The sequence below is a fragment of the Streptomyces sp. NRRL F-5727 genome, assembly GCF_000719555.1.
Taxonomy (GTDB): domain Bacteria; phylum Actinomycetota; class Actinomycetes; order Streptomycetales; family Streptomycetaceae; genus Streptomyces.
Map to the genome: position 1 here is coordinate 137,910 of NZ_JOGX01000003.1, position 23,083 is coordinate 160,992.

The 23,083-nt window shown below is 72.4% G+C and carries 22 protein-coding genes; 6 read left to right on the plus strand and 16 right to left on the minus strand.

The genetic code is table 11. The annotated features are described in order from the left end of the window. Positions 1-66: 66 nt before the first annotated feature. From IF73_RS0103290 to IF73_RS0103310, 5 genes are all read right to left on the minus strand, one after another. Positions 67-519: a hypothetical protein gene (locus IF73_RS0103290; RefSeq protein WP_031003193.1), complete on the minus strand. Its 453-nt coding sequence runs from the start codon at positions 517-519 to the stop codon at positions 67-69. Between the two features lie 43 nt (positions 520-562). Continuing rightward, the gene (locus IF73_RS0103295; RefSeq protein WP_031003195.1) at positions 563-1,105 is read right to left on the minus strand and encodes an RNA 2'-phosphotransferase; all 543 of its coding nucleotides are present in this window, start codon (positions 1,103-1,105) and stop codon (positions 563-565) included. A gap of 96 nt (positions 1,106-1,201) precedes the next feature. Then, positions 1,202-2,125, minus strand: coding sequence for a MerR family transcriptional regulator (locus IF73_RS0103300; RefSeq protein WP_420706533.1), 924 nt, complete (start codon positions 2,123-2,125; stop codon positions 1,202-1,204). A 175-nt stretch (positions 2,126-2,300) separates the two neighbouring features. Then, positions 2,301-4,100 (minus strand): SDR family oxidoreductase, encoded by a 1,800-nt coding sequence (locus IF73_RS0103305; protein ID WP_031003204.1) that lies wholly within the window; start codon positions 4,098-4,100, stop codon positions 2,301-2,303. Next, on the minus strand, positions 4,100-4,945 hold the full coding sequence (locus IF73_RS0103310) for a M24 family metallopeptidase (protein ID WP_031003206.1): 846 nt from the start codon (positions 4,943-4,945) through the stop codon (positions 4,100-4,102). The genes IF73_RS0103305 and IF73_RS0103310 overlap by 1 nt, the downstream gene beginning before the upstream one ends. A gap of 248 nt (positions 4,946-5,193) precedes the next feature. Here IF73_RS0103310 and IF73_RS0103315 point away from each other — a divergent pair, with 248 nt between their 5' ends. Genes IF73_RS0103315 through IF73_RS0103330 form a run of 4 tightly spaced genes read left to right on the plus strand, consistent with a single transcriptional unit; the run spans position 5,194 to position 8,755 of the window. Continuing rightward, the gene (locus IF73_RS0103315; protein WP_031003208.1) at positions 5,194-6,159 is read left to right on the plus strand and encodes an ABC transporter ATP-binding protein; all 966 of its coding nucleotides are present in this window, start codon (positions 5,194-5,196) and stop codon (positions 6,157-6,159) included. Further along, positions 6,156-7,058, plus strand: a complete 903-nt coding sequence (locus tag IF73_RS0103320; RefSeq protein WP_031003210.1) for an ABC transporter permease — start codon at positions 6,156-6,158, stop codon at positions 7,056-7,058. The genes IF73_RS0103315 and IF73_RS0103320 overlap by 4 nt, the downstream gene beginning before the upstream one ends. Before the next feature lie 49 nt (positions 7,059-7,107). Next, on the plus strand, positions 7,108-8,019 hold the full coding sequence (locus tag IF73_RS0103325; RefSeq protein ID WP_031003213.1) for an ABC transporter ATP-binding protein: 912 nt from the start codon (positions 7,108-7,110) through the stop codon (positions 8,017-8,019). A gap of 16 nt (positions 8,020-8,035) precedes the next feature. After that, positions 8,036-8,755, plus strand: a complete 720-nt coding sequence (locus IF73_RS0103330; protein ID WP_031003215.1) for an ABC transporter permease subunit — start codon at positions 8,036-8,038, stop codon at positions 8,753-8,755. An 18-nt stretch (positions 8,756-8,773) separates the two neighbouring features. Here the strand turns inward: IF73_RS0103330 and IF73_RS0103335 are convergent, their stop codons facing one another. Both IF73_RS0103335 and IF73_RS0103340 read right to left on the minus strand, forming a co-directional pair. Beyond that, positions 8,774-10,045 (minus strand): CynX/NimT family MFS transporter, encoded by a 1,272-nt coding sequence (locus IF73_RS0103335; protein WP_031003217.1) that lies wholly within the window; start codon positions 10,043-10,045, stop codon positions 8,774-8,776. Continuing rightward, the gene (locus tag IF73_RS0103340) at positions 10,042-10,737 is read right to left on the minus strand and encodes a FadR/GntR family transcriptional regulator (RefSeq protein ID WP_031003218.1); all 696 of its coding nucleotides are present in this window, start codon (positions 10,735-10,737) and stop codon (positions 10,042-10,044) included. Before IF73_RS0103340 ends, IF73_RS0103335 begins: the two co-directional genes overlap by 4 nt. Positions 10,738-10,891: 154 nt before the next feature. On the opposite strand from IF73_RS0103340, the gene lpdA reads away from it, so the two are divergent. Together lpdA and IF73_RS0103350 are read left to right on the plus strand one after the other, a co-directional pair. Continuing rightward, positions 10,892-12,295 (plus strand): dihydrolipoyl dehydrogenase, encoded by a 1,404-nt coding sequence (gene lpdA, locus IF73_RS0103345; RefSeq protein ID WP_031003220.1) that lies wholly within the window; start codon positions 10,892-10,894, stop codon positions 12,293-12,295. Positions 12,296-12,402: 107 nt separating this feature from the next. Then, positions 12,403-13,020: a rhomboid-like protein gene (locus IF73_RS0103350; protein WP_420706534.1), complete on the plus strand. Its 618-nt coding sequence runs from the start codon at positions 12,403-12,405 to the stop codon at positions 13,018-13,020. Positions 13,021-13,153: 133 nt separating this feature from the next. Here IF73_RS0103350 and IF73_RS0103355 read toward each other — a convergent pair whose 3' ends face one another. The 9 genes from IF73_RS0103355 to IF73_RS0103395 form a co-directional block, all read right to left on the minus strand. Further along, on the minus strand, positions 13,154-13,960 hold the full coding sequence (locus tag IF73_RS0103355) for an HAD family hydrolase (RefSeq protein ID WP_031003224.1): 807 nt from the start codon (positions 13,958-13,960) through the stop codon (positions 13,154-13,156). Further along, entirely contained in the window at positions 13,957-15,246 is a 1,290-nt protein-coding gene (gene serS, locus IF73_RS0103360) for a serine--tRNA ligase (protein ID WP_031003225.1), read from the minus strand. Before serS ends, IF73_RS0103355 begins: the two co-directional genes overlap by 4 nt. Before the next feature lie 455 nt (positions 15,247-15,701). After that, entirely contained in the window at positions 15,702-16,637 is a 936-nt protein-coding gene (gene pheA / locus IF73_RS0103365; protein WP_031003227.1) for a prephenate dehydratase, read from the minus strand. A gap of 90 nt (positions 16,638-16,727) precedes the next feature. Next, on the minus strand, positions 16,728-18,029 hold the full coding sequence (gene efeB, locus IF73_RS38500; protein ID WP_031003230.1) for an iron uptake transporter deferrochelatase/peroxidase subunit: 1,302 nt from the start codon (positions 18,027-18,029) through the stop codon (positions 16,728-16,730). Between the two features lie 18 nt (positions 18,030-18,047). Beyond that, the gene (locus IF73_RS0103375; protein ID WP_031003232.1) at positions 18,048-19,997 is read right to left on the minus strand and encodes a copper resistance protein CopC; all 1,950 of its coding nucleotides are present in this window, start codon (positions 19,995-19,997) and stop codon (positions 18,048-18,050) included. Between the two features lie 20 nt (positions 19,998-20,017). After that, entirely contained in the window at positions 20,018-20,470 is a 453-nt protein-coding gene (locus tag IF73_RS0103380) for a copper chaperone PCu(A)C (protein ID WP_031003234.1), read from the minus strand. Next, complete coding sequence (locus tag IF73_RS0103385; protein ID WP_078867919.1) at positions 20,467-21,201, minus strand: SCO family protein; 735 nt, start codon at positions 21,199-21,201, stop codon at positions 20,467-20,469. Before IF73_RS0103385 ends, IF73_RS0103380 begins: the two co-directional genes overlap by 4 nt. 43 nt (positions 21,202-21,244) lie before the next feature. After that, positions 21,245-22,012, minus strand: a complete 768-nt coding sequence (locus IF73_RS0103390; protein WP_031003238.1) for a YcnI family protein — start codon at positions 22,010-22,012, stop codon at positions 21,245-21,247. Between the two features lie 146 nt (positions 22,013-22,158). Then, positions 22,159-22,944: a hypothetical protein gene (locus IF73_RS0103395; RefSeq protein ID WP_031003240.1), complete on the minus strand. Its 786-nt coding sequence runs from the start codon at positions 22,942-22,944 to the stop codon at positions 22,159-22,161. Positions 22,945-23,083: the final 139 nt, after the last annotated feature.

A 23,083-nucleotide genomic window follows, 5' to 3' on the forward strand; every position in this document is an offset into this window, starting at 1 on the left:
GCGAGCGGGGCGAGCGGGGCGAGCGGTCGGGTCAGCGGGCGCGGCCGCTCAGCGGGTGTGGTCGGGTCAGCGGACGCGGCTGCTCAGCCACGGGGTGAGCGTCATCATCGGCACGAGTTCCTTGTAGGTCTCGCCGCCGGGCACGGGGACGATCAGCCACTGTCCGGGCGGGAAGAACCGTCCCTTCACATGCGCCAGGCCGGTGTGGATCGCCCGGACGAAGCCGGGGACGGCGTCCCTCGGCACATCGGCGAACTCCACGCCGTCGACGGTGATCCGGGCGTCGTCCTCGGGGTAGAGCTGCACGGAGAGGTACGGGGAACCGCCGAGCTCGACGAACGCCTCGTGCGGCAGCGATCCGTCGGCGTCGAACACCTCGAAGGCACCGGCGGACGTACGGCGGGAGGTCTGGTCCGCGCCGATGTCGTCGCTGACCGTCATCTCCAGGTGGAACTCCTCGGCGAGCGCGCGGACGGCGTTGACGGCGGCCTGGGTGCTGGGCAGGTGCGGAAGAGACATGACCCGATCATGCCTCAGGGGCGGGAGCGTGCCGGGGCCTCCGTCACCCCGGGAAGCGGATGAACTCCGCCGGCACGGCCGCGGTCAGCCAGACCCCGTTCGCGCTCACCCGGAACTCGTGGCCCGCCCGGTGCATCGCCCCGGCGTCCACGCTGAGCACCACCGGCCGGCCGCGTCTCGCCCCGACCCGGGTGGCCGTCTCGCGGTCGGGGGAGAGGTGCACGTCGTGGCGGGCCATGGGCCGCAGCCCCTCCGCCCGGATCGCGGGAAGCCGGTCGGCGACCGTACCGTGGTACAGGTACGCGGGCGGTTCGGCGGCCGGCAGGTCCAGGTCGACCGTGATCGTGTGGCCCTGGCTGGCCCGGATCCTGGTGCCCTCGACGGCGAACCGCTTCTTGTCGTTGGTGGCGACCACGTGGTCCAGCTCCGCGCGGGTGATCGGGAAGCCGTGCGCGGCCGTGGCGGCGAGCAGCGCGTCGATCTCGGTCCAGCCGTGCTCGTCCAGCGTCAGTCCGATCCGCTCGGGCTGATGCCGCAGATGCTTCGACAGGTACTTCGACACCTTCACCGTGCGACGTTCGTCCATCGTTCTTTTCCCTCCAGGTTTGATCCACAAGCAAAGTGGTTTATCCACAGGCCAGTTGGCGATTCTGTGGACAACTCCCCTGAAGAATCAAATGGTTTAGTGAACCCTGGGGGAATTAGCGCCATTTATCGTCAATGAGTCCAATGTCCTTTTGTTGAGCTCACGTTCGGTGGCCGCCGTCACGAACGCCGCGACCCCCTCCGCGCCAACCAGCGCCTGTACGGCCCTGATCGTCCCGGCCGGAATCTGCACCGGGCGCGGCTCGTCGTCCCTGACCGGGGGCGGCTCGGGGGAGAGGTGGAGCTGGAGGTGACGGGTCGCCAGGATCCGCATGGCGCGGGCGAGTTCGGCGTCCACGGTCTGCTGCGCGAGCGGCCGGAGCCGTCGGACCATCGCCGCCGCCTCGGCCGCGTCGGAGTCCGTCGGCGGCCGGTGCTCCAGATAGCGGGCGAAGACGTGCTCGGTGGTGAACTCCAGGAAACGGCCCGCCATGTGCTCGACCTGCTCCCGAAGTTCCCTCAGGTGCCCGGTGATCGCCGACAGCGGCACTCCCGCCGCGTGCAACTCCACGGCCACCGCCAGCTCTTGGGGGCTCGGTACCAGGTACTCCTCGGTGTCCCGGCCCGGGATCCGCTCCAGCACCCCGAGCTCGACGGCCTCCCGGACCGCCTCCTCGTCGGGGGTTCCTCCGAAGCGGGCGTCCAGCTCCGCGCGGGTGATCCGGGCCGCCTCCTCGTCGGTCCACGGCCCCTGCACCTCGGCGACGAGCCCGAGCACCCCGCCCAGTCCCCGGCCGGTGTCCCAGGCGTCGAGCAGCTCCTTGATCGACGCCAGCGTGTAGCCCCGGTCCAGCAGGTCCGCGATCTGGCGCAGCCGGGCCAGATGGCTGTCCCCGTACACGTTCGACCTGCCCCGGCGCTCCGGGCGGGGCAGCAGACCGCGGTCCTGGTAGGCGCGGATGGTCCGGACCGTGGCCCCGCTGTGATGGGCGAGATCCTCGATCCGGTACTCCGGTCGCACTGCTGACTGCTCGGACAAACCCGCTCCCACCGACCGATCGCTCCACCCCGCACGGGGCCCCTCCTGCGAGGGATCGTACGACCGTCCGCCCGCCCCGGCCCCCGGACGGACGCCCGGGGACCCGGCGGGCGACCCGGCCCGGACGGACCGACGGACGGACGGACGGGTCCGCCCGCTACGCCGGCGGCTGCCAGCGGGCCAGGGCGCGCAGGGCGCCGGGGGCCAGCCGGGAGAGGGCGTGGGCGCTCCGTGCCTCCGGGGTGACCGGCACGACCGCCCGGTCGTGCAGCACCGCCCCCAGGATCGCGTCCGCGACCTTCTCCGGCGGGTAGTTGCGCAGCCCGTACAGCCGTGACGCCTTCCGCTGCCGGCGCTTCTCCTCCGCCGCGTCCGTGACCCCGGCGAACCGGGCGGTGGCCGTGATGTTGGTGTTCACGATCCCCGGGCAGATCGCGCTCACCCCGATGGACTGCCCGGCCAGTTCGGCCCGCAGGCACTCGCTCAGCATCAGCACCGCCGCCTTCGAGGTGCTGTACGCCGGCAGTGCCCGTGAGGGCTGGAAGGCCGCTGCCGAGGCGGTGTTGACGATGTGGCCGCCCTGGCCGCGGGCGGCCATCTGCGCGCCGAATATCCGGCAGCCGTGGATCACGCCCCACAGATTGACGTCCAGGACCCGCTTCCACTCCTCGCTGGTGGTCTCGAAGAAGGAGCCGGTGAGCCCGATCCCCGCGTTGTTGACGAGGACGTCGACGATTCCGTAGTCGGCGGCCACCTTGGCGGCCAGCTTCTCCATCGCCTGCTCGTCGGAGACGTCCACCGTCTCGCCCCAGGCGTCCGGGGCCCCGATCAGCCGCGCCATCTCCGCCGTCCGGGCCGCGCCCTCGCCGTCCCGGTCCACCGCGACCACCCGGGCCCCGGCCTCCGCGAAGGCGAAGGCGGTGGCCCGGCCGATGCCGCTGGCGGCGCCGGTGACCAGCACCAGCTGCCCGCCGAACCGCTCCGCGTACTCCGGCCGCACCCCGCTCTTCGCCGCCGTCTCCGCCACCGGCCGCGGCGCCCGCGTCTCCGGTTCCTCGTGGGTGCGGACGAAGTCCGTGATCCACGCGGCCAGTTGGTCCGGCCGGGTGCGCGGCACCCAGTGCTTGGCCGGGAGGGTGCGCCGGGTCAGCTCCGGCACCCAGGCGGCCAGGTCGTCGTAGAGCCGCTCGGAGAGGAAGGCGTCCCCGGTCGGCGTGATCAGCTGCACGGGCACGTGCGCGAAGGCGTCGGGGCGCGGCCGGGAGAGGCGGGCCCGGATGTTGTCCCGGTAGAGCCAGGCCCCGTGGGCGGCGTCGCCGGGCAGCGAGGGCGTCGGGTAGACGCCGGACGGGATCCCCTCCACCCGCTCCAGGAGCTTCGGCCAGCGCTTGCCGAGCGGGCCGCGCCAGGCGAGCTCCGGCAGGACCGGGGTGTGCAGCATGTACACGTACCAGGACTTGGCGCCCTGTCCGAGGAGCTGCCCGACCCGGCGCGGGGTGGGGCGGGTCATCCGGCTCTTGATCCAGTGCCCGAAGTGGTCGAGCGAGGGCCCCGACATGGAGGTGAAGGAGGCGATCCGGCCCTCGGTGCGCTCCACGGTGACGAACTCCCACGACTGCACCGAACCCCAGTCGTGCCCGACGAGGTGGACCGGCCGGTCCGGACTGACCGCGTCGGCGACGGCCAGGAAGTCGTCGGTCAGCTTCTCCAGCGTGAAGCCGCCCCGCAGCGGCGTCGGCGCCGTCGAACGGCCGTGGCCGCGCACGTCGTACAGCACGACGTGGAACTCCTCGGCGAGCCGCACCGCGACCTCGGACCAGACCTCCTTCGAGTCCGGATAGCCGTGCACGAGCACCACCGTCGGCCGGTCGGCGTCGCCGAGCTCGGCGACGCACAGCTCGATCCCGCCCGTCCGGACCCGGCGCTCCCGCGCCCCCTCCAGTCCCGCGCCCGCCATCACACCGCTCCTTCGTTCCACCGCCGCACGTGCGGCAGGTCGTCGTCCAGCCAGAACGCGCTCTGCTCGGGGTCCCTGGAGTCGGTGACGACCAGGATCTCCTCGAACTTCGCGCCCGTCCCCCGGAATCCGAGGTGCGGCTCGACCGCCCAGAGGCCCGGCGTGGGCGGGTGGTCGGAGAACTTGTACGGGGACCAGAGCGGCGACCAGCCGTCCCGGTGGCCGTGCACGGCGTCGCTCAGCAGCCCCTTGAGGGACTGGGTGCCGAAGCCGAACAGGGTCGGGGCGAAGCGCCGCTCCCGCACCCGGTCGATCTTGTGGGCGATCACGCCGAACGGGTAGGCGCGGTGTCGGTTGGCGTACCCCTGGCGGACCATGAGCCGGTCCACGTCCTCGTATATCTCGCGCAGGCTGCGCCGCTCGCGCACCTCGCGCAGGATCAGCTCGCGGTGGTCGCGCAGATCGGCGAGGAGCTTGTCGTGCAGCGGATTGAGCCCGAGGCAGCCGCTGTAGCCGATGTCCGCCGTGTACCCCTTGTACACGGGCGCCATGTCGAGGATGAACGGCATCCCCGCCTCCAGCCGCCGGTCGGTGGGGAAGAACTGCAGCGGGATCCTGAAGTCGACGAAGGCGGTGCGGTCGCCGAACCAGGCGAACGGGCGGTGGAACCAGTCCTTCACCCCGCGCTCGTGCAGCCACTCGCGCTGCATCCGCGCCGCCTCGCGCTCGGTCACACCCGGCTTGAGCTGGGCCGCGACCGCTTCCGCGCAGGCGTAGGAGAGCCGCTGTACTTCCCTGAACCCCCGCAGGTCCGCGGTCGGTTCGCTTGCCACTGCTGAGGTCATGCCACCCGCCGTCCCGGTGTGAGCGTACGGTCGCACTACGCGTCCGTAACTTGACACCGATGAATGTGACAATGCCCGGCGGCTACGTCAAGGGGTGTGCACGAGGCCCTGTGGAAAACTCCGCCCCGCGGCCGCGACGACTTTCGTCGCGACCTGCCTCGGGGTTTCGTACGCCGGAAGTCGGAGAGGGTTCGATCCGTAGGGCTGACGACGGCTGTGGCGCCCGCCACTACCGTCGAAGCGTGACTGTGATCGCCACCGAAAGCCTCAGCAAGCGGTTCCCCCGGGTGACCGCTCTCGACCGGCTCTCCCTGGACATCGGGCCCGGTGTGACCGGACTGGTGGGTGCCAACGGAGCCGGCAAGTCCACGATGATCAAGATCCTGCTCGGTCTCTCCCCCGCCACGGAGGGCCGCGCCGAGGTCCTGGGCCTCGACGTCTCGACGCACGGACCGGAGATCCGCGAGCGCGTCGGGTACATGCCCGAGCACGACTGCCTCCCGCCGGACGTCTCGGCCACCGAGTTCGTCGTCCACATGGCGCGGATGTCGGGACTGCCGGCCACCGCCGCCCGCGAGCGGACGGCCGACACCCTGCGCCACGTGGGCCTGTACGAGGAGCGCTACCGCCCCATCGGCGGCTACTCGACCGGCATGAAGCAGCGCGTGAAGCTGGCCCAGGCCCTGGTCCACGACCCCAAGCTGGTCCTCCTCGACGAGCCGACCAACGGCCTCGACCCGGTCGGCCGGGACGAGATGCTCGGCCTCATCCGCCGCGTCTGGACCGACTTCGGCATCTCCGTGCTCGTCACCTCCCACCTCCTCGGCGAGCTGGAGCGGACCTGCGACCACGTCGTCGTCATCGACGGCGGCAAGCTGCTGCGGTCCAGCTCCACCAGCGACTTCACCCGCACCACCACGACCCTCGCGGTCGAGGTCACCGACTCGGACGCGCACCCGGACGGCACCGGCGCGCTCCGCGCCGCCCTCGCCGACGCCGGCGTCACCCTCCACGAGGGCGTCGAGGAGGGCCTGCCCGGTGCCGGTCACATCCTGCTCCTGGAGGCCGCCGGCGAGGAGACGTACGACCTGGTGCGCGACACCGTCGCCGACCTCGGCCTCGGCCTGGTCCGCATGGAGCAGCGCCGCCACCACATCGCCGAGGTCTTCCGTCCCGAGGCCGCCGCGCAGCACGAGGAGGTGAAGGCCCGATGAGCACCCCCGCCCCCGAGGCCGCCCCCGACACCACCCGGATCCACAACATCGGATACCGGTCCTACGACGGCCCCAGGCTCGGCCGCTCCTACGCCCGCCGCTCGCTCTTCTCGCAGTCCCTGCGCGGGGCGTACGGCCTGGGCCGCAGCGCCAAGTCGAAGGTGCTGCCGATGCTGCTCTTCGCGGTGATGTGCGCGCCCGCGCTGATCATCGTCGCCATCGCGGTGTACCTGAAGAGCGACAAGCTCCCCATGGAGTACACCCAGTACGTGGTCTACCTCCAGCTCGTCATCGCCGTCTACCTGGCCTCCCAGGCCCCTCAGTCGGTCTCCCGCGACCTGAGGTTCCGGACGGTGCCGCTGTACTTCTCCCGGCCCATCGAGCGGGTCGACTACGTGCTCGCCAAGTACGGGGCGATGGCCTCGGCGCTCTTCGTCCTCACCGCCACCCCGCTGCTGATCATGTGGATCGGCTCGATGCTGGCCAAGATGGACTTCGCCGAGCAGGCCAAGATGTTCGGCCAGGGGCTCGTCTCCGTCGCCGTCCTGTCGGTGCTCTTCGGCGGCATCGGCCTGGTCATGGCCGCGCTCACGCCGCGCCGCGGCTTCGGTGTCGCCGCCGTGATCGCCGTCCTCACCATCACCTACGGCGCCGTCTCCACCCTCCAGGGCATCTCCTACGCCACCGACAACACCGACGCCATCGCCTGGCTCGGCCTCTTCTCCCCCCTCACCCTGATCATCGGCCTGCAGAACGCCTTCCTCGGCGCTCCCGCCTCCTTCCCCGGTGAGGCGCCCGTCGGGGCCGGGACCGGCGTGGTCTACCTCCTCGTCGTCCTCGGCCTCATCGCCGCCTGCTACGGCATCCTGATGCGCCGCTACCGAAAGGTCGGACTGTGAGTGCCCTCCCGTCGCCCGCCACCACCCCTCTAAGGAATGGGCTGCGCCCATGAGCACCCTTCACATCGACCACGTCTCGCGCTGGTTCGGCAACGTCGTCGCGGTCAACGACGTCACGATGTCGATCGGCCCCGGCGTGACCGGCCTGCTCGGCCCGAACGGCGCCGGGAAGTCCACGCTCATCAACATGATGGGCGGCTTCCTCGCCCCCTCCACGGGCAGCGTCACCCTCGACGGCGAGCCGGTCTGGCGCAACGAGTCCGTCTACCGCTCCATCGGCGTCGTCCCCGAGCGGGAGGCGATGTACGACTTCCTCACCGGCCGCGAGTTCGTGGTGGCCAACGCGGAGCTCCACGGCCTCGGTGCCGCGGAGGCCCAGCGGGCGCTGGCCACCGTGGAGATGGAGTACGCGCAGGACCGGAAGATCGCCACGTACAGCAAGGGCATGCGGCAGCGCGTGAAGATGGCCTCGGCCCTCGTCCACGAGCCGTCGGTGCTGCTGCTGGACGAGCCGTTCAACGGCATGGACCCGCGCCAGCGGATGCAGCTCATGGAGCTGCTGCGGCGGATGGGCGCCGACGGGCGCACGGTTCTGTTCTCCTCGCACATCCTGGAGGAGGTCGAGCAGCTTGCCTCCCACATCGAGGTGATCGTCGCCGGCCGGCACGCCGCCTCCGGCGACTTCCGCCGGATCCGCCGCCTGATGACCGACCGGCCGCACCGCTACCTGGTCCGCTCCAGCGACGACCGGGCGCTCGCCGCCGCGCTGATCGCCGACCCGTCGACGGCCGGCATCGAGGTCGACGCGGTGGAGGGCGGGCTGCGGATCCAGGCCGTCGACTTCGGACGGTTCACCGAGCTGCTGCCGCAGGTCGCACGCGCGCGTGGGATCCGGCTGCTGACGGTCTCACCGTCCGACGAGTCCCTCGAATCCGTCTTCTCGTATCTCGTCGCGGCCTGAAAGGAGCACGATCCCGATGTACGACCCCACCGTCGCCCGGCTCACCTACCGGGCCCTCCTCGGCCGCCGCCGGGCGGCGATCCTCTTCCTCCTGCCCGGCCTGCTCCTGCTCATCGCCACAGCCGTCCGCATCATCAACGGCGCGGACGACCAGGTCGCGGCCGACCTCCTCGGCGGCTTCGCCCTCGCCACGATGGTGCCGCTGATCGGTGTCATCGCCGGCACGGGCGCGATCGGCCCGGAGATCGACGACGGCTCCATCGTCTACCTGCTCTCCAAGCCGGTGAAGCGGCCGACGATCATCACCACCAAGCTGATCGTGGCCATCGCCGTGACCATGGCCTTCTCCGCCGTGCCCACGCTGATCGCCGGCTTCATCCTGAACGGGAACGGACAGCAGGTCGCCGTGGCCTACACGGTCGCCGCGCTGGTCGCCTCGATCGCCTACAGCGCGCTCTTCCTGCTGCTCGGCACGGTCAGCCGGCACGCCGTGGTGATCGGCCTGGTCTACGCCCTGGTCTGGGAGGCGCTGTTCGGCTCCCTGATCGCCGGCGCCCGCACCCTCAGCGTCCAGCAGTGGTCGCTCGCCCTCGCCGAGAAGGTCACCGGCGAGGGGCTGATCAGCTCCGACGTGGCGCTGCCGACGGCGACGGTCCTCCTGATCGCCGTCACCCTCGGAGCCACCTGGTTCGCCGGCCACAAGCTGCGCACGCTGACGCTGGCCGGCGAGGAGTAGGCCGGCCCGGACGCGGCGTCAGACGGTACGGTCGCGGGCGGCGAGCATGCCGACGCCCGCGGCCGCCGCGCAGACCCCGAGCACCAGCGAGATCGGCAGCGTCCACGAGCCGGTCGCCTGGTGCAGGGCGCCGGCCGCCAGGGGACCGGCGGCGGCCATCAGATAGCCGACCGTCTGGGCCATCCCGGAGAGCCGGGCGGCCGTCGGGGCGTCCTTGGTGCGCAGCACGATCAGGGTCAGCGCGAGCCCCAGGGCCCCGCCCTGGCCGATGCCGAGGACCGCCGACCAGAGCCAGGCGCCCTCGGCCGGGGCGACGAGCAGCCCCGCGTAACCGGCCGCGACCAGCGTCGTCACCAGCGCCACCAGCGGGCGCTGGCTGCGCCTGCGGCCCGCGAGCAGCGGCACCGCGAAGGCCCCGGCGATCTGGATCAGGTTGTTGAAGGCGAAGACCACGCCGGCCTCGGAGCGGCTCATCCCGTGGTCGGTGAAGATCGTCGGCATCCAGGCGATCAGCACGTACGACCAGAGCGACTGCAGGCCCATGAAGAGGGTCACCTGCCAGGCGAGCGCCGAGCGCCACACCCGCACCGGGGCGGCGCCGGCGGCCGGGACGGCCCGTACCTCGTGACCGGTACGGCCCCGGGCGATCAGCACCTGCGGCAGCCAGGCCACCGCCGCCACCACGGCGAGCAGCGACCAGGAGCCGAGCGAGCCCTGCCAGCCCCCGCCGAGGGCCTCCTCCAGCGGGACGGCGGCCGCGGCGGCGACCGTCGCACCGGCGACCATCGCCCCCGTGTAGACGGAGGTCATGGCGGCCGCCCGGTCCGGGAAGTCCCGCTTGATCAGGCCCGGCATCACCACGTTGAGCAGGGCGATCGCGGTGCCGACGAGGACTCCGCCGCCGTACAGCGCCGTGACCGACGGCAGCAGCCGCAGCAGGATGCCGCCGGCGAGCAGCAGCAGCGCGGCGAGCACGGTCCGCTCGGCGCCGAAGCGGCGGCCCAGCCAGGGCGCGACCAGCGCGCCGAGGCCGAGGAAGAGCACCGGGATCGAGGTGATGAGCGATCCGGCGGTCGAGGAGAGGCCGAAGGCGCCGGTCATCTCGCCGACCAGCGGCGCCACGCTCGCCAGTGCGACCCGCATGTTGAGCGAGGCGAGCACGATCCCGGCGAGCAGCAGCACCGGATGGGCGATCAGCGCCCGCCGCGCGGCGGCCCCGGCGGCCGAGGGGCGTACGTCGGCCTCGGCGTCGACCAGCACGCGCGCGGGGCCCGTCTCCGTACCCCTCACGCGCCCGCCTCCGGGCTCTCCTCCAGCAGCGCCGCCACCGCCTCCGCCGGGGCCCGCAGCAGCTCACGGGCCCGGTGTTCGGCTCCGTCCGGGTCGCCGGCCTCGACGGCGGCGACCAGGGCCTCGTGGAGGTCGATGTCGACCGGCGGCATCGCGCGGTCGCCGAGCGCCTCGACCAGGACCTCGTGGACCTGCGCCGAGAAGAAGCGGTAGACCTCGATGAAGGCGGCGTTGTGGGTGGCGGCGACCACCGCGAGGTGGAAGGCGAGGTCCGCGTCGGCGTCCCGGTCGCCCTCCTCGCGCAGGGTCGTGAGGGCGGCCCGCAGCCGCAGCAGGTCATGGGTGTCCCGCCGCTCCGCCGCGAGCCGGGCCGCCTCCGCCTCCAGGGCGGTACGCAGCTCCAGGACGTCACGGGCGCCCGCGTGCCGGACCCCGCGCAGCACGGCGGCCGGGTCGGCGGTGGAGCGGACGAAGGTGCCGTTGCCCTGCCGGGACTCCAGGAGCCCGGCGTGGACGAGGACCCGGATCGCCTCGCGGACGGTGTTGCGGCCGACGCCCAGCTGCTGGGCGAGCTCGTGCTCGGTCGGGATGCGGTCGCCGACGGCCCACTCGCCCTCGGTGAGCTGGGCCCGCAGCTGCTCCACCGCGGAGTCCACCAGCGAGGTGCGTCCCGCCGCTCTCAGTGCCGCCATCCGCCCCGTCCTCCCTACCCGATTCGCCCGGTTGCCCAGTCATCCTACAAGTAATCCACAGACGTGCTCACAGTCACCGAGGCAGCGCCCGGTGACCGGACTACTGTGGGCTCGTACGTGCACCGAACACCCTCATCACCTTCGGGAGTCAGTCATGTCAGACCGCTTCGACGTCGTCGTACTCGGAGCTGGCCCCGGCGGCTACGTCGCCGCCATCCGCGCCGCCCAGCTGGGCAAGCGGGTCGCGGTCGTCGAGGAGAAGTACTGGGGCGGTGTCTGCCTGAACGTCGGCTGCATCCCCACCAAGGCGCTGCTCCGCAACGCCGAACTGGCGCACATCTTCAACCACGAGGCGAAGACCTTCGGCATCAAGGTCGACGGTTCGGTGACCTTCGACTACGGCGACGCCTACCGCCGCAGCCGCACGGTCGCGGACGGCCGGGTCAAGGGCGTCCACTTCCTGATGAAGAAGAACGGCATCACGGAGTTCGACGGCCGGGGCACGTTCGTCGACGCGAACACCCTGCAGGTCGCGAAGGCCGACGGCACGACGCAGACGATCACCTTCGACAACTGCATCATCGCCACCGGCGCCACCCCGCGCCTGCTCCCGGGCACCGCCCTGAGCGACCGCGTCGTCTCCTACGAGCAGCAGATCCTCGCCGAGGACGCCCCGAAGTCGATCGTCATCGCGGGTGCCGGCGCGATCGGCATCGAGTTCGCGTACGTGCTGAACAACTACGGCACCAAGGTCACCATCGTCGAGTTCCTCGACCGGATGGCGCCGCTGGAGGACGAGGAGGTGTCGAAGGAGCTGGCGAAGCAGTACCGCAAGCTCGGCATCGACGTCCTCACCTCGACCCGGGTCGACGCGATCGACGAGTCCGGCCCGCAGGTCCGCGTCACGGTCACCGGCAAGGACGGCTCGCAGAAGGTCCTGGAGGCCGACAAGGTCCTGCAGGCCATCGGCTTCGCGCCGAACGTCTCCGGCTACGGCCTGGAGAACACCGGTGTCGCCCTCACCGAGCGCGGCGCCATCGACGTCGACGGCCGCTGCCGCACCTCGGTGCCGAACATCTTCGCCATCGGCGACGTCACCGCGAAGCTGATGCTCGCGCACACCGCCGAGGCCATGGGCGTCATCGCCGCCGAGACCATCGCGGACGCCGAGACGATGGAGCTCGACTACGCGATGATCCCGCGCGCGACGTACTGCCAGCCGCAGATCGCGAGCTTCGGCTACACCGAGGCGCAGGCCCGCGAGAAGGGCTACGACGTCAAGGTCGCCAAGTTCCCCTTCATGGCGAACGGCAAGGCGCACGGCCTCGGCGACTCGACCGGCTTCGTCAAGATCGTCGCCGACGCGAAGTACGGCGAGATCGTCGGCGCCCACCTGATCGGCCCGGACGTCACCGAGCTCCTGCCCGAGCTGACGCTGGCCCAGCAGTGGGACCTCACCGTCCACGAGGTCGCGCGGAACGTGCACGCCCACCCGACCCTGGGCGAGGCCGTCAAGGAAGCCGTCCACGGCATCGCCGGCCACATGATCAACTTCTGAGTCCCGCCTGGCCTCATAGGCCACCCGCGGTCTCAGGTGATAGGCACTGACAGGTGCCGAGCGAAACCTTCCCGGGTGGCGAACCGTCCCGACCGATCAGGTCGTGGGTGCGTTCGTCACCCGGTACGCATCTCTGGCTGGCGGTCATCGCGGTCACCAGCCTCACCCTCGCGCTGTCCCCGGCGGGACTGGACACGTACTTCCTCCACCGGAACAGCAGCAACCTCCACCAGCTCGCCCACCACCCGGTCCGCGCCCTGCTCGGCAGCGCGTTCTGGATCGAGGACCCGGCGGACCTGCTCCTCTACGCGGTGCTCTTCGAGGTCCTGCACGCCCCCGTGGAGCGCTGGCTGGGCACGGCCCGGTGGCTCCTCACCGTCGCCACCGCGCACATCACCGCGACCCTCGTCAGCCAGCAGGTCGTCCTCCTGGCGATCCGCGACCACGACGTGCCCCGCAGCATGGCGCACGTCGTCGACATCGGCGTCAGCTACGGCCTCGCCGCCTCCGCCGGAATCCTCACCTACCGGATCGCCCGGCGCCGGCGATGGCTCTACCTCGCGGCGGTGCTGTCCTTCTTCCTCGTGCCGCTGTTCGCCGACCGTACGTACACCGACCTCGGGCACGCCCTCTCCCTCGCGACCGGCCTGGCCTGCTACCCGCTCACCCGGCATCCGCCGCACGAAAAACCGGTCGCACCCGAACAGCGGCCCGGCGCACACTAGTTGTGCGGGGGACACGGGGGATCCCCCGGTGGCGGCCGCTTCGAGCGCGCGGATCCACGGATCCGCGCGGGCCGCGACCGACGAAGGCCCGCTCCCCTCGGGAGCGGGCCTTCGCACGGAACCTCCGGACGGCTCAGGCCGCCAGCAGACGCTCCAGGACCAGCGCGATGCCGTCCTCCTCGTTGGAGGCCGTCACCTCGTCCGCGACCGCCCGCAGCTCCTCGTGCGCGTTGCCCATCGCGACCCCGTGCGCGGCCCAGCCGAACATCGGGATGTCGTTGGGCATGTCGCCGAAGGCGATGGTGTCCGCGGCCTTGACCCCGAGCCGGCGCGCCGCCAGCGAGAGGCCGGTGGCCTTGCTCAGCCCGAGCGGCAGGATCTCCACGATCCCCGGGCCCGCCATGACCACGTCGACCAGACCGCCGACGGTGGTCCGCGCGACCGCGGTCAGCTCGTCGTCGGTCATCGCCGGGTGCTGGATGTAGAGCTTGGTGAGCGGGGCCGCCCACAGCTCGGCCGGATCCTCGTACGGCACGTACGGCAGCGGACCCTCATGCGCCCGGTAGCCGGGGCCCATCAGGACCTCGCCCTCCAGACCGTCCCGGCTGGCGGCCAGCGCCAGCGGGCCGACCTCCGCCTCGATCTTGGAGAGGGCGAGCCCGGCGAGCTGCCGGTCCAGCGTCAGGGAGGTCAGCAGCCGGTGCTCGCCGGCGTGGTAGACCTGCGCGCCCTGTCCGCACACCGCGATCCCCTGGTAGCCGAGGTCGTCGAGGATGTGCCGGGTCCAGGGCACCGCCCGGCCGGTGACGACGATGTGCGCGGCGCCCGCCGCCGTGACGGCGGCGAGGGCGTCCCGCGTACGGGCCGAGACGGACTCGTCGGCCCGCAGCAGCGTGCCGTCGAGGTCCGTCGCGACCAGGCGGTAGGGGAAGGGGCTCACTTGGCGATCGGCTCCAGGACCTCGCGCCCGCCCAGGTACGGCCGGAGGACCTCCGGGACGCGCACCGAACCGTCGGCGAGCTGGTGGTTCTCCAGGATGGCGACGATGGTGCGCGGAACGGCGCACAGCGTGCCGTTCAGCGTGGCGAGCGGCTGGACGGTCTTCTTGCCGCCCTGCTCGTCGCGCATGCGGACGGAGAGCCGGCGGGCCTGGAAGCCGTCGCAGTTGGAGGCCGAGGTCAGCTCGCGGTACTTGCCCTGGGTGGGGATCCACGCCTCGCAGTCGAACTTGCGGGAGGCCGAGGCGCCGAGGTCACCGGTGGCGACGTCGATCACCTGGAAGGGCAGCTCCAGGGAGGTGAGCCACTGCTTCTCCCAGTCCAGGAGCCGCTTGTGCTCGTTCTCCGCGTCCTCGGGCGCGACGTACGAGAACATCTCGACCTTGTCGAACTGGTGGACGCGGAAGATGCCGCGGGTGTCCTTGCCGTACGTGCCGGCCTCGCGGCGGAAGCAGGGCGAGAAGCCCGCGTACCGCAGCGGCAGCTTGTCGGCGTCGATGATCTCGTCCATGTGGTACGCGGCGAGCGGGACCTCGGAGGTGCCGACCAGGTAGTAGTCGTCCTTCTCCAGGTGGTACACGTTCTCCGCGGCCTGGCCGAGGAAGCCGGTGCCCTCCATGGCGCGCGGGCGGACCAGCGCGGGGGTGAGCATCGGGATGAAGCCGGCCTCGGTGGCCTGCGCGATGGCCGCGTTGACCAGGGCGAGCTCCAGGAGGGCGCCGACGCCGGTCAGGTAGTAGAAGCGCGAGCCGGAGACCTTGGCGCCCCGCTCGACGTCGATGGCGCCGAGCGCCTCGCCCAACTCCAGGTGGTCCTTGGGCTCGAAGCCCTCGGCCGCGAAGTCGCGGATGGTCCCGTGCGTCTCCAGGACGACGAAGTCCTCCTCGCCGCCGACCGGCACGTCCTGGTGGACGATGTTGCCGAGCTGGAGGAGGAGCGTACGGGCCGTCTCGTCGGCCTCGTTCTGCTCGGCCTCGGCGGCCTTGACGTCGGTCTTGAGCTGCTCGGCGCGCTGGAGGAGCTCGGCGCGCTCCTCCGGGGTGGCCCTGGGGATCAGCTTGCCGAGCGCCTTCTGCTCGGAACGGAGCTCGTCGAAGCGGACGCCGGACGACCTGCGCCGCTCATCGGCGGAGAGCAGGGCGTCGACGAGGCCGACGTCCTCTCCACGGGCGCGCTGGGAGGCGCGAACACGGTCGGGGTCCTCACGGAGCAGGCGAAGGTCAATCACCCCACCAGGCTACCGGTGCGCACTCGCGCGACCCCACCGGATATGCGGGCGCGTGTTGGTATGCCCGAATTGACGGTCTTCGGAAATCCAGGGAATCGAGTTATCCACAGGGTGTGCGGAACTTCTGTGGATTCCCGCCCCGCCACCTCCGAATTGCGTGATCAAACACGATTCACGCACTCATTTCGAGGGGAATCGCTCGCCCCGGAGGGTGAGTGCCGGGGGCCCGCTCTGACGTGGGGCGCTGTGGGTTCTGTGGACGGAGGGCATCCGCGCGAGGGGTGATGGGGCCGATTTGTCGACCTTGTCGGAGGCGGGTGTCGACTTGTCCCCAGCCTGCGGACCAAGCCTGTGGATAACCGTGGGGAGAAAGCGAAAAGTATGCAGGTAGGACTAATGATGCCTACCTGTGGACGACCGGACGCACGATCCGCGCCGCTCGGTCAGTATCGCGGTCAGGCCCTGCCGTCCTGGGCCCTCGCCAGCCAGTCGGAGGCAGCCGTGAACTCCTCGTCCGAGGTCCCCCGCCGCAGCGGCCTGACGTCCGCGCGGGAAGCGCCCGCCCGCGGATACGAGCCGAGGAAGCGCACCTGCGGACAGATCCGCTTCAGACCCATCAGCGCCTCGCCGACCCGCCGGTCCGAGACATGGCCCTCGGCGTCCACGGCGAAGCAGTAGTTCCCGATCCCCGCCCCCGTCGGCCGGGACTGGATCAGCATCAGGTTCACCCCACGCACCGCGAACTCCTGGAGGAGTTCCAGAAGGGCACCCGGATGATCGTCACCCAGCCACAGCACCACCGAGGTCTTGTCCGCGCCGGTCGGCGCCGCCGGCCGGGCCGGCCGGCCCACGAGCACGAACCGCGTCTCCGCGTTCTCCGCGTCGTGGATCTCCTTGACCAGTGCCTCCAGGCCGTACGTCGTCGCCGCGAACTCGCCCGCGAAGGCCGCGTCGAACCGGCCCTCCTGCACCAGCCGGGCCCCGTCCGCGTTCGACGCGGCCGACTCCCACGCCGCCTCCGGGAGGTGCTTGCGCAGCCAGTTGCGCACCTGCGGCTGGGCCACCGGGTGGCCCGTCACCGTCTTGATGTCCGACAGCGCGGTCCCGGGGCGCACCAGCAGCGCGAAGGTGATCGGGAGCAGCACCTCGCGGTAGATCATCAGCGGCTCGCCCGAGGCCAGCTCGTCGAGGGTCGCCGTCACCCCGCCCTCGACCGAGTTCTCGATCGGCACGAGCGCGGCGGCCGCCTCCCCGTTCCGCACGGCGTCGAGCGCGGCCGGGACGGAGACCATGGGGACGAGCTCCCGCGTGGCCGCCTCGGGCAGGCTCCGCAGCGCGGCCTCCGTGAACGTGCCTTCGGGGCCGAGGTAGGTGTACCGGGTGGCGGACATACCGTCACCCTAATGCGCCCCGGTGCCGGCGCCCGTCTCGTCTCGGCTCTCACACGGGCGGCGGCCCAGCTCCCCGGTCCGCCGCGGGGCTCAGCCCTCCAGCAGCCGCTGGCCGACGTACTCGCCCTCGGCGGCCCCGCCCGGCGCGGCGAAGAGCCCGCTCGACTCGTGCCGGATGAACGCGGACAGCGCGTCGCCCCGGTCGAGCTTGCGCTGCACCGGCACGAAGCCGCGCAGCGGATCGGCCTGCCAGCAGACGAAGAGGAGTCCGGCGTCCGGGGTGCCGTCCGCGCCGATCCCGTCGTGGAAGGAGAAGGGCCGGCGCAGCATCGCCGCACCGCCGTTCTGTTCGGGGGCGGAGATCCGGGCGTGGGCGTTGTCGGGGATGGCGAGCCTCCCGTCCGGGCCCCGCTTGTCCAGGTCCAGCGGGGTCGTCTCCGAACCGCCGGACAGCGGCGCCCCGTCCGCCTTGCGGCGGCCGATGACCCGCTCCTGCTTCTCCGGCGACAGCCCCTCCCAGTCGTCCAGGAGCATCCGGATCCGCCGCACGACCGCGTACGAGCCGCCGGCCATCCAGTCCTGGGCGCCGGTGGCCCCGGCCGGGACGAAGATCCGCCGGTCGAAGTCGGGGTCGGTGGGCTTCGGGTTGTTGGTGCCGTCGACCTGGCCCATCAGGTTCCGGGCCGTCATCGGGCGGGCGGTCGCCCCGGCGGAGCGGTTGAAGCCGTTCATCTGCCAGCGCACCCGGGCCGCGTCCCCGGCGTCCTTCTGGAGCGCGCGCAGCGCGTGGAAGGCGACCAGGGCGTCGTCCGCCCCGATCTGCACCCACAGATCGCCCTCCGAGCGCTTGGGGTCGACCGCGTCGGAGGAGAAGGCGGGCAGCGGGTCCAGCTGCGTCGGACGGCGGGCGGTCAGCCCCGTCCGGTCGAAGAAGGTGCGGCCGAAACCGAAGGTGACGGTGAGGGAGGACGGACCCGCGTCCAGCGCGATCCCGGTGTCCCCGGACGGCGCCTCGCCCGCCATCAGCGTCCGCGCCGTCGCCGACCAGCGGCGGAGCAGCGCGGCGGCCTCCTTGCGGCCGGCGCCCGGCGCGAGGTCGAAGGCGACCAGATGGCCGCGCGACTGGAGCGGGGTGGTGATGCCGGGCTGGTGGCGCCCGTGGAACGCCACCTCGGTGGCCCCCACCGTGGTGAGGGCCGGGGAGCCGCCGGCACCGGGCGCGGAGTCGTCCCCGGAGACGGCCGACGCGATCCCGGCACCGCCGGCGGCGCCGATGACGAGGCCGGCCGCGCCCGCGGCGCCGACGGTGCCGAGCAGTCGGCGCCGGGAGATGTCGAGGTGGCCGTCGTCGGTCGCGGCGGTGGAGGCGTTGCCGGACGCGGGGCCGGTCACGGGGTTGTTCACGGGCACTCAGCCGATCTTGATGTTCTTCTCGATGGTGGTCTGGTCGATCTCGGAGGTGCGCACCGTCACCTGGACGCGCCATTCGCCGGGCAGCGGGAGCTGCACGCCGCTCGCGCTCCAGTGGCCGGCCTGGATCCGGTCCGGGGCGACGGGCAGCGGGCCGACGCCCTTCTCCTCCAGGGTGAGGTTCACCTTGATCTCGGGGACGTCCAGCGGCTTGCCGTCGGGGCGCTCCACGAAGAGGTGCAGCGCGTTGGCACCGGTGCGGCCCGGGTCGAGGCCGATCCGGACGACGCCCTGGCCGTCCACGCCGCCGGTGTCGAAGGGCAGCCGGATGTCCACCGGCCGGTCGGGGACCGCGGCGGAGCCGGCGGTCGTGCCGCCGGCGCGGGCGGCCTCCTGCTCGGTGCGGCCGGGTTCGGTGGAGGTGAGGACGGTGGTCACGGCGAGCAGGACGACGGCCACGGCGGCCTCGGTCAGCACCGAGCGGCGCAGTCCGGTCCGCTCGGGGTCGGCGTCCCGCGCCTTCTTCCGCCGGGCGGTGGCCATGGCGGCGCGCTGCCGCGCGAGCTGGGCGGCCCGCTCGGGGTCCGGCGCCTCCCGCGGGCCCTGCTCCTCAGGCTCCTCTTCGCCGGTGTCCGGATCCGTCTCGGAGTCCGCGGCGGTGGCCGAGTCCGCTTCCGCCTGGGGGGTCGTCCCCGCTCCGGCGGGTCGTTCCGCGAGTCGCCGGGTCCAGCGGCGGGAGATCCAGGCGATGCCGACGAGCACGCCCATCAGCCCGATCTTGACCAGCAGCAGCTGCCCGTACCGGGTGCCGGTGAGGGCGGACCAGGAGCCGACCTGGCGCCAGGACTGGTAGAGGCCGGTGGCCACCAGGACGGCGACCGAGGAGAAGGCGACGCGGGAGAAGCGCTCGACCGCCGCGCGCTCCACCGAGGGGGCCCGGTAGAGGGCGACCAGCAGGGTGGTGAGCCCGCCGAGCCAGGCGGCGACGGCGAGCAGGTGCAGGATGTCGACGGGCATGGCGATGCCCGGCTGGATGCCGGTGGAGGCGTGCTCGGCCAGCGCCCAGGTGCCGGCGATGCCCGCGGCGACCACGGTGCCGCCGAGGCCCAGGCCGAAGGCGAGGTCCTTGCGCTCCTTCGGGTCGGTGCGCCGGGCGTAGGCGCCGAAGAGGACGGCGACGAAGAGCGCGGCGGCCCCGAGGAGGAGCAGCCGGGAGGTGAGCGCGGCCCCGGTCTTGGTCTGGAGCACGGCCTGGAGCCCGGCGAGGTCGAAGACGTCGGCGAGCTCCCCGGAGCCGGTGTACGGGCCGCGCAGCAGCAGCATGGCCAGGGTGGCGCCGGTGAGGGTGAGCCAGCCCCGGACGACGGTCTGCTGGACGGGCCGGACGCTCGCCCCGCGCGGCCAGCACAGCAGGACGAAGGCGCCGCCGCCGACGAGGACGGCGAAGCCCGCGTACGACAGATAGCGCGCGATCCCGTAGAGGGCGCCGACGATCCCTCCGCCGGGCGCCTGCTCGGGCAGGGCGACCGAGGTGGCGGAGGGGGCGCCGATGGAGAAGGTGAAGGCCCCGGCGATGGGGTGGCTGTCGGCGGAGACGGTCTGCCAGGCGACGGTGTAGGTGCCGTCCGGCAGACCGGCCCGCAGGGCCACGCCGTACTTGACGACGGCGCCGCTGCACAGGTCGATGATCTCGCCGGTGTCGGCGCGCCGGCCCGAGGGGTCGAGGACCCGGATCGAGTCGGCGCTCATCGCGACCTGTTCCGAGAAGGTGAGGCCGACCTCCTCGGGGGCGGTGGCGACCACCGCCCCGTCCTTCGGGTCGCTCCCGGTCAGGGCCGCGTGCGCGGAGGCGGGGGCGGCGCCGGCGAGGAGCACGCCCAGGAGCGCGGCCGCGAGGACGAGCAGCCGGGTCAGGGCGGTGCCGAGGCGCGGGGCGGTGGGTGTCGTCACTGTGTCACTCCGTCAACGGCTCAGTGCTGCTGCGGGTTGTGGTTGGCGGCCTCGACGGGCAGGTCGACCGTGATCGGGTCGGCCTTCTCGAAGTGCAGCTCGACGCTGACCTTCTCGCCCTGCTTCGGCTTCGACTTCAGTTCCATGAACATGAGGTGGTTGCCGCCCCGGGCCAGCTTCAGCTCGCCGTTGGCGGGGATGTCGAAGGACGTCACCGCCCGCATCTTCTGGTCCTTCGTCTCGTGCATGGTGACGTCGTCGGAGAGCGGGCTGGTGACCGAGGTCAGCTTGTCGGCGGTGTCACCGGTGTTCTCGATGGTGAGGAAGCCGCCGGCCATGTCCATCACGGGCTGGGGCATGTACGCGCCGCTGACCTTCAGCCGGGGCCCGCCGTCGTCGGACGAGCACCCGGTGAGCGCGAGTGCGGCGGCGAGGGCCACGGCGGCGGACAGGGCGGTGGTGCGGCGGGTCACGGGTTCTCCCCCTTGATGATCTTCGGCAGGTCCTTGGCGTAGTCGTCGACGGTGGCGTCCTCCCCGTACAGGACGTAGCCCTGGTCGGTGGTGGGGGAGAAGGCGACGACCTGGGCGCCGTGCATGGAGACGACGGTGCCGTCGTCCTCCTTCTTCGGCGGGTCGATGCCGATGCCGATCGAGCGGGCGCCCGCCTGGATCTTCGCGAAGTCGCCGGTGAGGCCGGTGAAGGACGGGTCGCCGGCCGCGGGCAGCCACTTGGCCAGCGAGGCGGCGGTGTCCCGCTCCGGGTCGGTGGTGACGAAGACGACCTGGAGCTTCTCCTGGTCGGCCTTGGGGAGCTGCTTCTTGGCGATGGCGATGTTGCTCATCGTCAGCGGGCACACGTCGGGGCAGTTGGTGTAGCCGAAGTAGATGAGCGTCGGCTTGCCCTTGGTGCGCTCGCGCAGGTCGTAGCTCTCGCCCTTGGTGTCGGTGAGGACGAGGTCGGGCTTGGTGAAGGGCCGGTCGAGGACGGTGGCGGCGCGGGCCTTCTCGGCGGTGCCGCCCTCGATCTGGACGAAACCGGAGGAGGTGTCCTTGGTGTCGTCGCCGCCGAGGCCGACCGCGGCGGTGACGCCGAGGGCGGCGACGATCGCGACGGCGGCCACGATCAGCGGGGTGCGCCGTCCGGGGCGGCCTTCGGTGCCGTCCCCGCCGCGCCGCGACGGGGACGTCTTCTCAGTGGACATGAGGGTCTGTCTTTCGGAGTGCTGAGGTGCTGGGCGGGTGCCGTCAGGCAGAGCGGCGGCGTCCGGCGAGGAGGCCGAAGGCGACGCCGGCGACGCCGACGAGGATGCCGGCGACGCCGAGGGCGCGGGCCGTGGTGTCGGTGGAGGAGGCCGAGGCGGTCTCGGTGCCGGAGTGGCCGCCCTCGTCCTCGTGGCCGGCCTTCGCGTCCACGGAGGCGGAGGCCGAGGCGCTGGGCGCGGTCGTGGTGGTGGCGGAGCCGCCGCCGTGGTGGTCCGCGCCGGCGGCCGAGAGCTTCAGGACGGGGGCCGGGTTCTGCGGCTCCTCGGCGCCCTTCTGCTCCTCGATCCAGCGCACGACCTCGTCGTTGTCGTACGTCTGGACGGCCTTGAGGACGAGCTGGTCGGTGTCGTGCGGCAGCTGGCCGAGGGAGAGGGGGAACTGCTGGAACTGGCCGGGGCCGATCTTCGAGCCGTCGGCGGTCCAGGTGACCTTGGAGACGGCCTCGTTGATCTGCTTGCCGTGCAGCGTCAGCGGCTTGTCCAGCTTGGTCTTGGTGACGACGGCCTTCCAGCCCGGGACCGGCTGCGGCATGACGGAGGCGAGCGGGTGGTCGAGCGGGAAGTTGACCTCCAGCTTCACGGTGGAGGCGTTGTCGCGCTCGTTCGGGACCTTGACGTTCACGGTCGCGTAGCCGCCCTGGGCGGCCTCGCCCTCGGGCTGCACGCTGACGTGCGCGAAGGCCGTGCCCGAGAGCAGGACGACGGAGGCGGCGGCGGTGCCGGCGGCGAGGGCGACGCGGGACAGGTTCATGGAAGACACTCCGGCTCGGTGAGGGGCCCGCGGAGGGACCCCGGAAGGAGGAAGGCGGTCCGGTCCGGCACCCCGGCGGCCACGGGCGGACCCGGGCGGGCGGGCGCGGACGGGCGCGGCCCCGCTCCCTCGTGGAGCGGACCGCGTCAGGCTGCGAGGACGCAGGCGGCGGCCGCCGGCGGGCCGCGGCGGATCACCGTGTGCTGGAGTGCCCCGGCCACCGGCGGCGGCGCGGAGTCGGAGGCGGTACGGAGCCGGCCGCGCGGACCGGCCGGGGCCAGCGTCGCCAGACCGGCGAGCAGGACCCGTACGAGCCGGAGCGCGGCGCGCAGGGAGCGCACCAGGGTGCTCTCGGCCAGCTCGGCGGCGCCCTGCCCGGAGAGTTCGACGAGCCGGACCAGGGCGAGGTCGCCCCGGCGCAGCAGCCAGCCGGCCACCAGGGCGGCGAGCAGGTGCCCGAGGACCATCGGCAGGCTCGGCAGCAGCGCGCCAGGGGCCGCCGCGGCCGCCCCGTGCATGCCCGCGTGGGCCTGCGCGGCGACCGGGTCGATCCCGGCGCGGTCCAGTATCCCGGCGGCGTCGCCCGGCGTCAGGGAGGCGGCGCCCGCCCCGCAGACGAGCTTGGCCGCCATCCGTACCAGGGTGTCGTCGGCCTGGGTGTCCAGCGCGAGCTGCTGCCGCTGGCCGAGGCCGAAGAGCAGATGGAGTCCGAGCTGGCCGCCCGCGAGGGCGGCGACGACGAAACCGAGGGAGCGCTCGCGCCCGGTGAGCAGGAGCGTGAACCCGAAGACGCCGAGGAATCCGGCGAGGAGGGTCCACAGGGCGATGCCCGCACAGGCGGCGAGGGCGTGTCCCAGCGCGGACAGCACGACGCAGACCGCGGTGAACACCGCGGCCCTCAGCAGCCGTGGAGCGAGCGCGGGGGCAGACATGGCGGCCCCATCATCGCACCAGGGCACCCGCCTTCATGCGGCAGGTCCGCAAGGTCGTTCTTGGGGGTGTTCGGGGGGACATACACCGGCCCCCGGGCCCGTCACATCCGCCGAACGGGCGCTCTTGACCGGTTCGCGC